General features: G+C 67.5%; 10 protein-coding genes. 6 read left to right on the top strand and 4 right to left on the bottom strand.

What is annotated here, in order from left to right:
* The coding region (locus tag DK459_RS27110) for an autotransporter domain-containing protein (protein WP_158288287.1) at positions 1 to 2,646 on the top strand (2,646 nt) is incomplete at its 5' end.
* A gap of 144 nt (positions 2,647 to 2,790) precedes the next feature.
* Positions 2,791 to 3,189: a DUF6157 family protein gene (locus tag DK459_RS27105; RefSeq protein WP_054444303.1), complete on the top strand. Its 399-nt coding sequence runs from the start codon at positions 2,791 to 2,793 to the stop codon at positions 3,187 to 3,189.
* Here DK459_RS27105 and DK459_RS27100 read toward each other — a convergent pair.
* From DK459_RS27100 to DK459_RS27085, 4 genes are all read right to left on the bottom strand, one after another.
* A complete protein-coding gene (locus DK459_RS27100) occupies positions 3,134 to 4,858 on the bottom strand; it encodes a PepSY domain-containing protein (protein WP_110135179.1) in 1,725 nt (574 codons plus the stop codon). The two genes, DK459_RS27105 and DK459_RS27100, sit on opposite strands and share 56 nt — an antisense overlap.
* 14 nt (positions 4,859 to 4,872) lie before the next feature.
* A complete protein-coding gene (locus tag DK459_RS27095) occupies positions 4,873 to 5,163 on the bottom strand; it encodes a hypothetical protein (protein ID WP_006387672.1) in 291 nt (96 codons plus the stop codon).
* A complete protein-coding gene (locus tag DK459_RS27090; RefSeq protein WP_054499753.1) occupies positions 5,150 to 5,437 on the bottom strand; it encodes a hypothetical protein in 288 nt (95 codons plus the stop codon). Before DK459_RS27090 ends, DK459_RS27095 begins: the two co-directional genes overlap by 14 nt.
* An 82-nt stretch (positions 5,438 to 5,519) precedes the next feature.
* Positions 5,520 to 7,691 carry a TonB-dependent siderophore receptor gene (locus DK459_RS27085; RefSeq protein ID WP_020928955.1) on the bottom strand — a complete coding sequence of 724 codons (2,172 nt, stop codon included), beginning with the start codon at positions 7,689 to 7,691 and terminating at the stop codon, positions 5,520 to 5,522.
* A gap of 259 nt (positions 7,692 to 7,950) precedes the next feature.
* Here DK459_RS27085 and DK459_RS27080 point away from each other — a divergent pair, with 259 nt between their 5' ends.
* The 4 genes from DK459_RS27080 to DK459_RS27065 all read left to right on the top strand — a co-directional run bounded on the left by DK459_RS27080 (position 7,951) and on the right by DK459_RS27065 (position 12,883).
* Positions 7,951 to 8,097 (top strand): SDR family NAD(P)-dependent oxidoreductase, encoded by a 147-nt coding sequence (locus DK459_RS27080; protein WP_020928957.1) that lies wholly within the window; start codon positions 7,951 to 7,953, stop codon positions 8,095 to 8,097.
* A 3-nt stretch (positions 8,098 to 8,100) separates the two neighbouring features.
* Positions 8,101 to 9,918 (top strand): glycoside hydrolase family 15 protein, encoded by a 1,818-nt coding sequence (locus DK459_RS27075; RefSeq protein WP_020928958.1) that lies wholly within the window; start codon positions 8,101 to 8,103, stop codon positions 9,916 to 9,918.
* 152 nt (positions 9,919 to 10,070) lie between these two features.
* On the top strand, positions 10,071 to 10,778 hold the full coding sequence (locus DK459_RS27070) for a response regulator transcription factor (protein ID WP_006387667.1): 708 nt from the start codon (positions 10,071 to 10,073) through the stop codon (positions 10,776 to 10,778).
* Between the two features lie 353 nt (positions 10,779 to 11,131).
* The gene (locus tag DK459_RS27065) at positions 11,132 to 12,883 is read left to right on the top strand and encodes a flagellin (RefSeq protein ID WP_024069915.1); all 1,752 of its coding nucleotides are present in this window, start codon (positions 11,132 to 11,134) and stop codon (positions 12,881 to 12,883) included.
* Positions 12,884 to 12,911: the final 28 nt, after the last annotated feature.

The raw sequence follows: 12,911 nt of genomic DNA, 5'->3' as shown, positions 1-12,911 counted from the left end.
GTCCCCATCAGCGACACCGGCATCCCCGGCTGGCGGCCGACTTCGCCCATGCCCGCCCCGCCCGACGCGGCGGCCTTCGAAGGCACAGGCGTCAACGTCGGCGTGATCGACAACGGCTTCGACGCCGATCCGGCCACGGACCACCACAAGCTCTCGGTTGCGGGCGCGCTGCGCGAGGTCCTCGCCGCCGATGCCGCCGAGCCCGTCGACAAGGACGGCAAGATCGCCACCCATGGCGCCATCGTCAGCCGCATCATTGGCGGCAAGGTCGTGGCCGGCGACGACTTCGGCAAGGGCGTGGCCACGGGCGTCAACCTGTACCAGGCAAACCAGCGGGCCACCTTCTCGAACCTGAGCCTGCGCGACGTGCTGTCAGCCCTGAACGCGCGCGGGGTCAAGATCGTCAACAATTCCTGGTCCTTCGTTCCCGGCCCCGAGTACGCCCTGCCCGACGGCGACGAAGCCAAGCCCGATTCGCCGACGGTCAAGGCCTTCTTCCCTGCGCTCGACGAAGCCGTGAACAGCAATGGCCAGTTGCTGGTCTGGGCCAACGGCAACGAAGCGCAACCCAATCCCTATCTGCTGGCCGCCGCGCCTCGTGTCGTGCCGACGCTGGAACGCGGCTGGCTGACGGTCACGCAAGTGCTGGCCGACGGCGATCTCGCGCCCTGGTCCAACGCCTGCGGTATCGCCGCGAACTGGTGCATCAGCGCGCGGTCGCCGGACGACGACAAATTGACGGGCACCTCGTTCGCCGCGCCCGTGGTCGCCGCCACGGCGGCGCTGGTATCGCAAGCCTATCCCTGGATGGACAACAGCGCATTGCGCCAGACCCTGCTGTCGACCGCCGACGACCTGGGCGACCGTACCCGCTTCGGCTGGGGCCGGTTGAACATGGCGCGCGCGGTGCGCGGCCCCGCCCTGTTCGACACGCGCCTGACACTGGGCGGGGATTTCGTGGCGGACTTCGACGGCATGCGCTCGGAGTTCTTCAACGACATCGGCGGCGACGCCGGCCTGACCAAGGCAGGCACCGGCGCCCTGGTCCTGTGGGGCCAGAACCGCTATACCGGCACCACGACCATCACCCGCGGCACGGTCGAACTGTACGGCAGCGTGGCCGGGGACATCTCGATCCAGGCCGATGGCGTCCTGAGCGCCGACGGCGGCGTGGCGGGACGCTCGGTGCACAACCGCGGCACGCTGGTGGCCAAGGGCAACGGCCTGCACATCCAGGGCAGCTACTTCGCGTTCCGCCCCGAGGCCAGGCTGACGACCCAGCTTGGCACGACCCTGACGGTCGATGGCCTGGCCTCGCCGGGCAATTCCGCGCTGGAGGTCACCAAGCCCGACGACGCCTATGTGGTCAAGTCGCGCGAGACGGTTCTCAAGGCCTTCGCGGTGGTCGGCCGCTTCGGCACGGTCAGCGCCGGACCGAGCCTGCTGTACACGGTCAGCCCCGACTACTCGACCGCCGACCAGATCGACCTGGACGTGGCGCGCAGCAACGTCGCTACCGTGGCGCATGACTTGTACGGCGGCCAGGCCGGCAGGCTGGGCGCCGCGCAGGCGATCGAGACCGCCTTCGAGGCGGCCGACGCCAAGGTCCTGGGCGCGGACAGCAACGTCAGCGACGCCTTCATCCAGCGCGCGGCGCGGCTGCAGAGCGTCGACAGCGCCGCGCAACTGGCGGCGGCGCTCGACAGCGTCAGCGGGCAGATCCATGCCTCGTCGCAGGCGCTCGGCTTCCAGCAGTCACAGGCCGTGAACCGCGCGCTGTCGAACCGCATCGACCAGCTGGCGCTCGCGGGCGCGCGCAGCGGCGTATGGATGCAGATGATGGGCGGCGCCGGCAAGTTGAAGCAGTCCGGTTTCGCCGGCGCCGATACGCGCCTGTATGGCGGCCAGCTGGGCGTTGACCATCGCGTCACGGACGACGGCATTCTCGGTCTTTCCCTGACGTGGTCCGACGCCAAGGCCGATTTCGACCATTATGGCGGCCAGTCCAGGAGCCAGGGAACCGGGCTGTCGCTGTATGGCCGCTACGGGGCCGAGATCGGCCCGTACGTATCGGCGCGCGCCGGCCACGAATGGCGCCATGCGGACGTCAAGCGCGACATCCTGGCCGGCGGCGCCGAACGCGTCGCCAGCGGCCGCAACGACCGCGTCACCGCCCTTTACGCCGAGATCGGCCACGCCTTCGCGTTCGACGGCGGCCGCGTGACGCCTTTCGTCGGCGTGTCCTACGACCATCTGGCGCGCGGCGCGATCGACGAAGATGGCAGCGCCTTCGCCCTGCAGGCTCGAAAGAAATCCTACGACCAGGGGGCCGGCCAGTTGGGCCTGCGATTGCAGTCCTCGCCGCTCGACTGGGCCGGGGGCAGCACCACCCTTAGCGCCTATGGCGCGTATCGCTACGGCAACCCGACGCGCCTGGACTTCACGGCCGCCTTCGCCGGCGCTCCGGACGCGAGCTTCGAGGTCCAGGGCATCGGCCTGCCGCGCCATACCGGCTGGCTGGGCCTGGGCGCCAGCTCGCAGCTGGCGGACGACGTCTCGTGGTACGCCAGCTACGACGCGCAGTTCGGCCCCGGAGGGCTGACCAACAACGTGTTCGCGGCGGGGCTGCGGTACCGCTTCCAGTGACGGCCCGCGGGCCTCATGCGTCGCGAAGCGCAGGCCATCGCCGCACCGACAAGCCCGAAAAGTGCGAAACTTGGCGGAACGGGGCCGGACCGGCAATGGCGCGGCTGGCCTGGCCCCTCAGCCCCGGGGGAAACCAGGACCACCATGACAACGAACTACACGGCGACCTTCATCACGGCGTCCCCCGACAGCACCGCCACGGCCGGCATGATGCCGGCCAAGGCCAACTCCATCGCCCAGCTCCAGCACGCCTTGCTGACGCGGCACCCGTACCACTACACCAGCGATGATCTGCTGTTCGAGGTATACGCCATTCGCAACGGCATCGCGCCCCGGGACCGCAAGCCGGCACGCGAAGCGTTTTTCGCCAGGCCACAGGCCTGCCTGCGCGCCTCGCCCCTGGTCAAGCAATTCGGCTGGGGCATCCATCACGACGCCGAGTCGAAAGTGGCCATCCATGGCGTCGACAGCGAGACATATCGCGAACTCATTGCGCGCGCGGACCTGAAGATCGTGGCGGGGATGCGCAGTCGCCGGGCGTGACGGCGCGGGCCGGCGCCACGGGCTGCGCCAGGGCCCGATCGCCGCGCTCCGACGCCGGCGGCCGCGGCGCCCACACGCTGTCGCGCTCGCCATGGCGGATACGCCGCGCGCTGGCTTTCGCCATCCAGGCCAGGCCCAGCGCAAGCGCCAGCGCCGTGGCGTCCACGGCCAACGCCGGCGGCGTGGTGTGCGCCCATAGTCCGCTGGCGGGCAGCAGCCAGCCCGCCAGCGAGGTGGCGGGAATCGCCAGCGTCAGCGCCGCGGCGGTCCACAGCAGTTGCACGCCCGCCCTGGCGCCGCCGCGCGCAAAGGCCCAGGCCACGCTGGCGAAGAACGCCGCGTAGTACACGCCCCGCAGCCAGGCGTCGAGATCGTCGACGCGGCCGTTCAATCCTTTGGCGGCGACGATCATCAACGAAATGCCGCACAGGCTGCCCAGACATACGCCCACGGTGGCCGAGGCCATCAGCCGCGTATCCAGCCGCTGTCGCGCAAGCGCGCCGGTCCTGCGGTCGGCGCGCTTGCGACGCGTTTCGATCCACAGCAGGTTGCCGCTGTAGAACAGCCACGCGCCCGCCAGGCCCAGGAAGAAGTACAGCCACTGCACCGTCACGCCACCGAAGGACGCCATGTGCAGCGCGAAGAAGCTGCTGACCCAGAGATTGGCGGTGCTCTGCCCGCCCGGCAGGTAGTCGCTGTTCAGCACCTTGCCGGTGTAGGGGTCGAGCGCCACGAAGCCGCCGCGCGCGCGCGGCGACACCGCCCTGTCGTCCTTGCCCCACACCCGCACGATGGCGCGCGGACCGGTGACCTGCTGGTACTGCAGCGTGTCCGGCTCGAAGCCCGGCGCCAGCTCGCGCGCCCGGGCCGCCAGCGCCTGCGGCGCCAGCATGGCCGCCGGGTCGCGCCGGATGGCCGGGTCCGGCGCGCCGGCGCCAGGCCGCTGGAACACCGCCTCCAGCTTGCCCTCGTACATGAACTTGTCCTGCAGGTCGTAGATGCCATCGTGGAACGCGAACACCACCGAACTGAGCGCCATGACCAGGTGGAACGGCAACGAGACAATGCCCACCACATTGTGCGCATCGAGCCACATGCGCTTGAGGTTCCTGCCGGTGCGCAGGGCAAAGAAATCCTTGACCAGCGACGGCAGCAGCACAATGACGCCGGAAACCAGCGCCACCGCGTACAGCGAGGCGATGATTCCCATGAACCAGCGATTGGGATCGCTGTCGAGCGGCAGCCCGACCACGCGATGCAGCACGTCGATGAATGCGGCCAGCCCGCTGGGCGCGGACTGCTGCACCTGCAATTTCCCGTCCGCGTCCAGGAAGGCGATGTAGTGGCGCAGCGACGATTCGTCATGGTCGTCGGCGCCCGGATCGCGCACCTCCCAGCCCAGGCGCGCCGGCACGTGCTCGCCGTCGCGCAGGTGCACGGTGAATCCCCTGGCCACGTCCGGGCGCGCCGCCAGCGTCCTGGCGATGAGATCCTGCGCGTCTTCCACCGGCGCGCGCGGCACCGCCGAGGGCGGCGTGGCCCAGCGCGACAGCGGCTCCTTGAATACCGTCAATGCGCCGGCATAGAAGGCAATGAAGAGCGCCATGCCCGCCAGGATGCCGGTCCAGGTGTGGACGGATTTGTAGATGCGTATGTAGTCGGCTTTCATGATGGTGCCCGCCCTCAGAGCGCGCCGGCCAGGAACAACGCGCCATACAGCACGGCGCACGCGCCCCCCAGCCAGGCCCAGGCCCGCGGGCCGCTGCGGAAGAAATAGACCGTGCTCAGCACGCCCAGCCAGACGGGCGGCACCAGCCACATGGCGAGCTGCGAGCGCGTCACAAGGGGAATCCCGCGCGTCATCGCCGCCAGCGCCGCGCTGGCGCCGAGCGCCAGAACGAAGCCGAGCAGCGCACCCGCCAGGGTCTTGGAAATCCAGTCGCGCCGGATCGGCGCGGGCTTAGCGGGCGTCATGCCAATCGCTCCGGCGCGAGGCCGCCAGCGCGCCAAGGTACGGGATGAGGCTGAAGAACAGCATCAAGGCGGTACAGAACACGAACACCGCCGCGACGATCGAGAACGCGCGCAGACAGCCCCAGGCGCCCAGCGCCAAGCCCACGCTCCCGGCGGCGCGGGCCGCCAGCGGGGGCCAGGGCGCGCGGCGCCAGCGCTGATTGGGCGACCCGAGATAGATGCCAAGGCAGCCCAGGAACAAGGCGATCAGGCTGGGAAGAATCAGGGATTGCATAGTCGTCCTTGCATGCGGCGCATGCGGTGGGGCGCCGCGCCCTGCCCGGCCCATGGCCCGCGGCGGGAGCGGCGCGCCATGGTCAGAAGCTGATGCTGGCGGATGCGGTGACGGTGCGCGCCGGACCCAGCGTGGCGATCGGCGTGGTGTCGCTGAAACTGCCGGCGTAATAGTGCTTGTCGAACACGTTGTTGACGTTCAGACGCAGCACCACGTCCTTGCCATTGACCAGCATGGCGTAGCGGGCGCCTAGGTCGAGCTGGCCCCAACCCGGGATCTTCAGCTTGTTGGCGGCATCGGCGTACTGGCTCGAGGTCGCCTGCACGCGCGCGCTGAGGGTCAGGCCGGCAATCCACGGGGTATCCCATTCCAGTCCGGTATTGGCCTGCCAGCGCGGCGCGCCGACCGCGGTGTTGCCGTCATAGCGGCCGAACGAGGTCTTGGTCTGCTTGCCCTGGGAATAGGTCACCCCGCCCAGCACGCGCACGCCGCGCGCCAGTTCGCCGAAAGTGTTCCATTCGACCCCGCGCACGCGCTTTTCGCCGCCATCGGCGTAGGTCGGCCTGGCCGTGGTGCCTTCGGTGACCAGCATGGGCTTGTCGATCTGGAACAGTGCCAGCGTATTGGTGAACGTGCCGGCGTTCCACTTCACGCCCACCTCTTTCTGCTCGGTCTTGTAGGGCGCGAAGACCTGGCCGAAGTTGGTGGCGGTGGTGTCGGTGACGCTGTCGCCCTTGCTCAGGCCCTGCACGTAGTTCGCATAGAAGGACAGATCCGGGCCCCAGGGCTTGACGACCAAGGCCACGGCGGGCGTCACGGCTTGCTTGTCGTAGCGCGACGTGGTGTTGCCGTTCTTGTCGAAGTTGGTCGTCTTCACGCGCTGGTTGCGCAGGCCGCCGGTCAACCGCAGCCGGTCGTCGAGGAACGACATCGTGTCGACCAGCGCCAGGCTGGTCAAGGTGTTTTCCGCCGTCTTGGGCGCGCTGTCGGGCACACCCGGCATGACCGGAGTGATGGGGTCGTAGATGTTGGAGCGGAAGGTCGAGGCCGTGCCCGTGGCCGACCCATCCTCGGTATCCAGGATGGAGGCCTGCAGCACCAGTTCATGGCCCACGGCGCCGGTCTTGAAGCGCGACCGCAGGCCCGCCTCGGCCGAGGTGGCGTCGGTGTAGGCCCGCTGGCCGATGATGGAGCCGGTGAAATTGCCATTGGCGTCGATCTGGCGCGCGTGCGTGCCGTTGATCAGGCCCGATTGGTGGCTGTCGCGCCGGCCGATGCCGCCGAACACCGAGACATTGTCGTTGAAGCGGTATTCGGCGCGGCCGACCACGGCGTTGCTCTGGATGCTGCCGTAGCCGGTGCTGAACTGATTGATGCGGGGATCGGGCGCCTTGGGCACCACGGAGCCGCCGAACCAGAACATGGCGGGCGTGCCGCCCTGGAACGACTCCTGGCTGTGGTAGGCGTCGATCGAGGCGCTCAGCGCGCTGCCGCGATAGTCCAGGCCCAGCGACAGGAATTCGCGCTTGCGCGACTGGCCGTCCAGCGTGGTGGCGCCGTCGCTGAAAGCGCCGTTGACGCGGGCCCCCCATTGGTTGGCGTCGCCGAAGCGCCTGCCGGCATCGATGGTGGTGCCCAGCTGGCCGTCTCCCTGCCAGTTCACCCCGAACGTCGCGTTGGGCGTATCATCGGCGCGCTTGGGCACCAGATTGATCGTGCCGCCCACCGCGCCGCTGGGCGCCATGCCGCTGAACAGCGCATTCGGCCCCTTGAGCACTTCGACCCGCTCGACGAATTCCAGCGGCGTGCGGCCCATGGGCGCCAGGCCGTACATGCCGTTGATCGCGACATCGTTCTGGTTGACGTCGAACCCGCGGATGCGGAAATTCTCATACGCGTGCCCGCTCGACGTCGTGAAGCGCACCGACGCATCGTTGGCCATGACGTCGGCCAGCGTGCGGGCCTGCTGGTTCTGGATCAGCTCGGCGGTGTAGCTGGTGACGTTGAAGGGCGTGTCCATCACGTCCTGGTTGCCCATCATGCCCAGCCTGGCGCCCTGCGCCACCTGGCCGCCGGCGTAGGGCGCGGGCAAGTCCTGATCCTGCGCGGAATTGGCCGTGACCGTCACGGCCGGCAGGGTGGGCGCCGCGCTTTGCGCCAGCGCGCTGGAAAAAGGGAAAGCGAGCGCCAGCGCGAGTCGCGGCGCGTGCCGGGGAACGCGACGCGCCCGGGCCGATTTCATATTCTTGGTCAAGATTTACCGCCCCTATTTGCTAATAACAATACTTCTCATGCGCATTATATGTCGGACAAAATGAAGAGCAACCTGGTGAAAAATCAAGAAAATTTCAGAAAAATGTCAGAAATCGGCTAGCGAACCGGCGCCAGGCGCCGGCGGCCGCGGGTTGAACCGCCGTCCGTTCGGGACTAACCTGACCCTTTGCTATCGACAGCGGCCCGCGTGCCCTGGCTTGGCGACAGCCCGTGCTCGCGCCCGCCGCAAGGAGAGCAACATGCGGCAAACGGATCTGTCCGGACAGGTGGCCATCGTCACGGGCGCCACTTCCGGCATCGGCCGTGGCATCGCCCTGGAACTGGCGGCCACCGGCGCGCGCGTGGTGGTCAACGGCCGCATCGGCGAGCCGCGGGACGCGCCCTGACCCATGTCCAAGCCCATCGAGGACTATGGCGTGATCGGCAACCTGCTGTCGGCGGCGCTGGTCGCGCGCGACGGCTCCATCGACTGGCTGTGCCTGCCGCATTTCGATTCCCCCGCGTGTTTCGCCGCCCTGCTCGGCGACGACAGCCACGGCCGCTGGCTGCTGGCGCCGCGCCGGCCGGGCGAGGTCCGGCGCCGCTACCTGCCCGACACGGCCGTGCTGGAAACGCGCCACGAGACCGCCACCGGCGCGGTGCGTGTCTACGATTTCATGCCGCTCAGCGACGACGAAGAACGGGTCGACGTGGTGCGCATCGTCCAGGGTGAATCCGGCCACGTGGACATGCAGATGGAGCTGACGCTGCGCTTCAACTATGGGCAGGCGGTGCCGTGGGTGCGGCGGCGCGATTACGGGCTGAGCGCCATCGCCGGTCCGGACGCGGTGGAATTGCACACCGCCGTGCCGCTGGAAGGCCGCGACATGAAAAGCGTGGCCGCCTTCAGCGTGCGGCAGGGGCAGACCGTGCCTTTCACCCTGTCTTACCACCGCTCGCACAAGTCGCCGCATTTCGTGCCCGACCGCATGGAAAGCATGGACCGCACCATCGCCTGGTGGCACGAATGGGCCAAGCGCTGCCACTGGCCCGACGGCCCCGGCGCGCGCCGCGACGCGGTGGTGCGCTCGCTGATCACGCTGAAGCTGCTGACCTTCCAGCCCACCGGCGGCATCGTCGCCGCGCCCACCACGTCGCTGCCGGAGCAACTGGGCGGCAGCCGCAATTGGGACTATCGCCATTGCTGGCTGCGCGACTCCGCCCTGACCCTGTATGCGCTGCTCAACGCCGGCTACCGCGAAGAAGCCGAGGCCTGGCGCCAGTGGCTGCTGCGCGCCGCCGCCGGCCACCCCAACCAGCTGCAGATCATGTACGGCATTGCCGGCCAGCGCTGGCTGCCCGAGCACGACATCCCGTGGCTGCCCGGCTACGAAGGCAGCGCCCCCGCGCGCCTGGGCAATGGGGCGGCCGGGCAGATGCAGCTGGACGTCTACGGCGAACTGATCGAAACCCTGCACGCCGCGCGCGTGGCCGACCTGGCGCCGCTGGCCGAAGCCTGGCGCATGCAGAAGGTGCTGCTGCAGCCGCTCGAGGCGCTCTGGCGCGAACCGGACCACGGCATCTGGGAAATGCGCGGACCGCCGCGCGCGTTCACGCATTCGCGGCTGATGTGCTGGGTGGCGCTGGACCGCAGCGTCAAATCCAGCGAACGCTTCGGGCTGGAAGGCCCGGTGCAGCGCTGGCGCGCGCTGGCCGACGAAATCCGCGAGGACATCTGCACCCACGGCTACGACGCCGGCCGCAACACCTTCGTGCAGTACTACGGCGGCACGGCGCTCGACGCCAGCCTGCTGCTGATCCCCCAGGTCGGCTTCCTGCCGCCGGACGATCCGCGCATCGCCGGCACGGTGCGGGCCATCGAGCGCGAGCTGCTGCGCGATGGCCTGCTGCTGCGCTATTCGCCCGCGCTGAGCGACGATGGCCTGCCGGGCGACGAAGGCGTGTTCCTGGCGTGCAGCTTCTGGCTCGCGGACGCCTGCATCATGCTGGGCCGGCTGGACGACGCCGAGCGCCTGTTCGACCGGCTGCTGTCGCTGCGCAATGACCTGGGTCTGCTGTCCGAGGAATACGACGTGGCGCGCCGACGCCTGGTCGGCAACTTTCCACAGGGCTTCTCGCATATCGGCCTGGTGAACACGGCCTACAACCTCAGCGCCGCGGGCGGCACGGCACGCCAGCGCGCATCGCGCGACGCGCCACCGCACTGACCGCATCAATATCAGACTGAAGGTAGGGCCCGGGACACGCCTTGCGCGCATCGGCGCCCCTAGAATCCCGGAAGTATCGATTTCAAGGCACAACCTTGGGCCCGCGCCGCGCCGACCCTCGTCGTCCGCGGCCAGAACCGGCCAGTGCAAACATGCGCATCCTCGTCGTTGAAGATCCCCCGGAATGGGCCGACACCGTATCCCGGCACATTGCCGGCCTGGGCCATGCCGTGCATACCTGCGGCGGCCTGCGTGACGCGCTCGACCATATCCGCCAGCGGGCGCCGGAAATACTGGTCACCGGCACGCCGCTGCCCGACGGCGACATGCTGGCGCACATTGCCGCCCTGCACCGCACCTTTCCCGCCATGGGCATCGTCGTGCTCGCCGCCAGCCCGCGCATCAACACGCAGCTGCGGGGCATGAGCGATGGCGTCGACCACTACCTGAACAAGCCGGTGCAGCTGCCCTTGCTGGCCGTCACGCTGAGCGCGCTCGAACGCCGGCTGGTCACCTCGTCGGCCGCGCCGTCCCGCGACGGCGCCTGGACCCTGGACGTGGAATCGCGCGAACTGCGGTCGAGCGACGGCCAACAGGTCGACCTGACCGCCAAGGAAGCCATCGTCCTGGCCTCGCTGATCCAGAGCCCGAAGTTTCCCATCAGCCACGAGCGCATGTCGCAGATACTGGGCTACCCCGAGATCATCTTCGACAAGCATCGCATCGATGCCCTGCTCTATCGCGTGCGCAAGAAGCTCGGCACGATCCGGGGCACGCCCATGCAGATCCGCAACATCTACGCCGAAGGCTCGTTGCTGGTCGTGCGCGACATCACGGTCAGCATTGCGGCTCAGGCCTAGGCCGTTTCCCCGGGCGTTGAGTATTGATGAGTTTTCGATACCGTACAGCTTCTACACTACGCAGGTCTTAAAACTTTCCCCAAGAGAGCTAAGACCCGAAGGCCCCACCCGCTTACCGGCGGGCGGGGCCTTCGTTTTTTTCGGGTGTTCCGCAAGCGCATTCATTAAGAGAGCAAAAGCTCATAAAAGATCATAAAGCCCCGTTTCCAGCGGCAAACTTCTAAAGAACAAATTGCCCAGCGCCGTAGTCATGGCAACGGACGAACCGCAGGCTGAGCCCCGGTTCATCACGTTTCCATCGGGCCGCCTCCGCGGCCCGAGCCAGTAGAGCCACTCTGTCTAGGAGCAAACACATGGCTGCAGTCATCAACACCAACTATCTGTCGCTGGTTGCGCAGAACAACCTGAACAAGTCCCAATCTGCATTGGGCACCGCCATCGAACGCCTGTCGTCGGGCCTGCGCATCAACAGCGCCAAGGATGATGCCGCGGGCATGGCGATTTCCAATCGCTTCACCTCGAACGTCCGAGGCCTGACCCAGGCTTCGCGCAACGCCAACGACGGCATTTCGCTGGCGCAGACGACGGAAGGCGCAGCCTCCGAAGTCACCACCCACCTGCAACGTGTTCGCGAACTGACGGTGCAAGCCGCCAACGGCAGCTACTCGCAAGAACAGCTCGACTCCATCCAGGACGAAATCAAGCAGCGCATGGCGGACATCGACCGCATCTCCGAGCAGACCGACTTCAACGGCGTGAAGGTCCTGTCGGCCAACGCCGCGCCGCTGACGCTGCAGGTCGGCGCCAATGATGGCGAAACCATCACCCTGAACCTTTCGGAAATCAGCGCCAAGACGCTCGGTCTGAACGGTTTCAACATCAACGGCAAGGGTGTCGTGGACAACGCAGTGGCCAAGGTCAACGACATGACGGGCCCGAACGTCGCCGGCGTGGCCGGCCAGCCCAACCAATACGACGTCACCACCAAGAACACCAGCGCGTCGACCACCGACGTGCTGAGCAAGCTGACCAACGGCAATACCGTTATTGTCCAAGGCGCGACGACGGCAGACGACGTCACCTACACGTACGACGCTGCGGCGGGTAATTTCACCTACAACAAGAACGACTCGGCCACCAACGTCGCCACGGCGATCACGAGCAAGATCGGCTCCACGCCGGCCACCGCCACGTACAAGAACAGTACGCAGGAAGTCAGCATCCAGATCGCCTCCGACGGCAAGATCACCAATGCCGCAGGCGCCGTGCTGTTCTGGGACACCAAGGGCAACCTGTCGGAAACCGACGCTGGCGGTACCTGGAACCAGGCCACCGTGACCACCATGACGACCTATATGGGCACGGCGACCACCGCCCCAGGTGCACAATTGAGCATCAACGGCACTACGTACAAGGTACCAGCAACGGGTACTGCCGGCATTCAGCACAACGCCACCGCCACAACCGAGGAGTTGGTCGGCGCCGTTGGGAAAATGGCCACGGGCAAAAACACAACCATCACCTTGGGCTCGGGCGTACTGAGCGCGACCATCACGGTAAATAACACGGGCCTCGTGCAAGCGGGCGGTACAAACCTGTACCTGGATTCCAATCAGGAACTGACGAAAACTTCCAAGATCGTCCAGCGCTTCGAATTCGACCAGCTCTCAAGCAAGATCCAAGCTATCACGGGCGGCGACACGTACACGACGGCTGGCACCACGGACACCGCCACCGGCGTGGATCCCAACGCTAACAGCCTCGGCAAGCAGTTGTTCATCAACAGCGCTGGGAAGATGACGTTCGAAACCACCAGCAAGGGCGACAAGACCGCCGATCCGCTCAAGACGCTGGACGCCGCCTTCAACGTGCTGAACAAGTTGACCGGTGAACTGGGCGCGGTGCAGAACCGTCTGGAATCGACCATCGCCAACCTGAACAACGTGATCAACAACCTGTCCGGCGCCCGCTCGCGCATCCTGGACGCCGACTACGCCACGGAAGTGTCGAACATGTCGCGCGCCCAGATCCTGCAACAGGCCGGCACGTCGGTCCTGGCGCAGGCCAACCAGGTGCCGCAGACGGTGCTGTCGCTGCTGCGTTGATCACGCAATAGCGCCTGGCCCACGCGGC

Origin of the sequence: Achromobacter sp. RW408 (assembly GCF_003184165.1) — a bacterium.
Taxonomy (GTDB): domain Bacteria; phylum Pseudomonadota; class Gammaproteobacteria; order Burkholderiales; family Burkholderiaceae_B; genus Achromobacter; species Achromobacter xylosoxidans.
This window is presented reverse-complemented; position numbering and strand designations above follow the sequence as displayed.

What these genes read in the sequence shown, in the direction of transcription:
- DK459_RS27105 (WP_054444303.1), top strand. Translation starts at nt 2,791, where the DNA reads ATGACAACGAACTACACGGCGACCTTCATCACGGCGTCCCCCGACAGC.
- DK459_RS27100 (WP_110135179.1), bottom strand. Translation starts at nt 4,858, where the DNA reads ATGAAAGCCGACTACATACGCATCTACAAATCCGTCCACACCTGGACC.
- DK459_RS27095 (WP_006387672.1), bottom strand. Translation starts at nt 5,163, where the DNA reads ATGACGCCCGCTAAGCCCGCGCCGATCCGGCGCGACTGGATTTCCAAG.
- DK459_RS27090 (WP_054499753.1), bottom strand. Translation starts at nt 5,437, where the DNA reads ATGCAATCCCTGATTCTTCCCAGCCTGATCGCCTTGTTCCTGGGCTGC.
- DK459_RS27080 (WP_020928957.1), top strand. Translation starts at nt 7,951, where the DNA reads ATGCGGCAAACGGATCTGTCCGGACAGGTGGCCATCGTCACGGGCGCC.
- DK459_RS27075 (WP_020928958.1), top strand. Translation starts at nt 8,101, where the DNA reads ATGTCCAAGCCCATCGAGGACTATGGCGTGATCGGCAACCTGCTGTCG.
- DK459_RS27070 (WP_006387667.1), top strand. Translation starts at nt 10,071, where the DNA reads ATGCGCATCCTCGTCGTTGAAGATCCCCCGGAATGGGCCGACACCGTA.
- DK459_RS27065 (WP_024069915.1), top strand. Translation starts at nt 11,132, where the DNA reads ATGGCTGCAGTCATCAACACCAACTATCTGTCGCTGGTTGCGCAGAAC.